Annotated in this window: 1 tRNA gene and 1 rRNA gene; both read right to left on the reverse strand. The window is 55.9% G+C overall.

The features are described from left to right. Positions 1-123: 123 nt before the first annotated feature. Positions 124-200, reverse strand: a tRNA-Ile gene (locus tag SCM96_15895). Positions 201-292: 92 nt separating this feature from the next. Continuing rightward, a 16S ribosomal RNA gene (locus SCM96_15900) occupies positions 293-1,828 on the reverse strand. Between the last annotated feature and the right edge of the window lie 255 nt (positions 1,829-2,083).

Here is a 2,083-nt window from a genome sequence, read left to right on the forward strand (position 1 = left end):
AGCTGAGCTAAGGCCCCTCTGAACCCCATCACGTGACATGGGAATTTTATTCAGGACAAGGCGCTTTGGTGCGACGTGTAGCCTGCTACACGAGGACCGAAGCAACGCGGTACTGGATAAAATTGGTGGGTCTGGGCAGACTTGAACTGCCGACCTCACCCTTATCAGGGGTGCGCTCTAACCAACTGAGCTACAGACCCATTGGTCACGCTGGGCCTATACCCAAACAGTCTTTGCTCGCTCGATCAGGTAATTCATTGTGGACACTTGCCGGGTGTCGGGACTGGTCGTTTAAGGAGGTGATCCAGCCGCAGGTTCCCCTACGGCTACCTTGTTACGACTTCACCCCAGTCATGAACCACACCGTGGTGATCGCCCTCCGAAGTTAGGCTAACCACTTCTGGTGCAGTCCACTCCCATGGTGTGACGGGCGGTGTGTACAAGGCCCGGGAACGTATTCACCGTGACATTCTGATTCACGATTACTAGCGATTCCGACTTCACGGAGTCGAGTTGCAGACTCCAATCCGGACTGAGACCGGCTTTTCGGGATTAGCTCCACCTCGCGGCTTCGCAACCCTTTGTACCGGCCATTGTAGCACGTGTGTAGCCCTACCCGTAAGGGCCATGATGACTTGACGTCGTCCCCACCTTCCTCCGGTTTGTCACCGGCAGTCTCCCTAGAGTTCCCGACCGAATCGCTGGCAACTAGGGACAAGGGTTGCGCTCGTTACGGGACTTAACCCAACATTTCACAACACGAGCTGACGACAGCCATGCAGCACCTGTCTGTGCGTTCCCGAAGGCACCAAGGTATCTCTACCAAGTTCGCACGATGTCAAGGGTAGGTAAGGTTCTTCGCGTTGCATCGAATTAAACCACATGCTCCACCGCTTGTGCGGGCCCCCGTCAATTCATTTGAGTTTTAACCTTGCGGCCGTACTCCCCAGGCGGTCGACTTATCGCGTTAACTGCGCCACAAAGGTCTCTAGGACCCCAACGGCTAGTCGACATCGTTTACGGCGTGGACTACCAGGGTATCTAATCCTGTTTGCTACCCACGCTTTCGCACCTCAGCGTCAGTGTCAGTCCAGAAGGCCGCCTTCGCCACTGGTATTCCTCCCGATCTCTACGCATTTCACCGCTACACCGGGAATTCTACCTTCCTCTCCTGCACTCTAGCCTGACAGTTCCGGATGCCGTTCCCAGGTTGAGCCCGGGGCTTTCACAACCGGCTTATCACGCCGCCTACGCGCGCTTTACGCCCAGTAATTCCGATTAACGCTCGCACCCTCCGTATTACCGCGGCTGCTGGCACGGAGTTAGCCGGTGCTTCTTCTGTGAGTGATGTCCTTCCTCGGGGGTATTAGCCCCAAGGCCTTCTTCCTCACTGAAAGTGCTTTACAACCCGAAAGCCTTCTTCACACACGCGGCATGGCTGGATCAGGCTTGCGCCCATTGTCCAATATTCCCCACTGCTGCCTCCCGTAGGAGTTCGGGCCGTGTCTCAGTCCCGATGTGGCTGATCATCCTCTCAGACCAGCTACGGATCGTCGCCTTGGTGAGCCATTACCTCACCAACAAGCTAATCCGACATAGGCTCATCCGATAGCGCAAGGTCCGAAGAGCCCCTGCTTTCTCCCGTAGGACGTATGCGGTATTAGCCTGGGTTTCCCCAGGTTATCCCCCACTACCGGGCAGATTCCTATGCATTACTCACCCGTCCGCCGCTCGACGCCTGGAGCAAGCTCCATCGTTTCCGCTCGACTTGCATGTGTTAGGCCTGCCGCCAGCGTTCAATCTGAGCCATGATCAAACTCTTCAGTTTAAAGTCTGATAGTTCCTAAGGTGAAACCAAACCTGGCTCAAGGTTCAAACGTCTCTTTGACGAGTCGCTTGCCTTGAATGTTTCAGTGACTGGTCACCGACATCCCGACAAGCGCCCACATGAATTACCTGATCGATTGTTAAAGAGCGGCTCCAGACTCTCGAAGAGAGGGGAGCGTCTCGCTGTTGCCGTCGTGCCCGGCTTCCGATGAAGCGGCGGTCTCGCCGACGCCCTGCGAGGAAGGGGTATTCTACG

This window comes from Acidobacteriota bacterium (assembly GCA_033549365.1).
In the GTDB taxonomy this organism is placed as follows: domain Bacteria; phylum Acidobacteriota; class Aminicenantia; order Aminicenantales; family Saccharicenantaceae; genus JAWSUF01.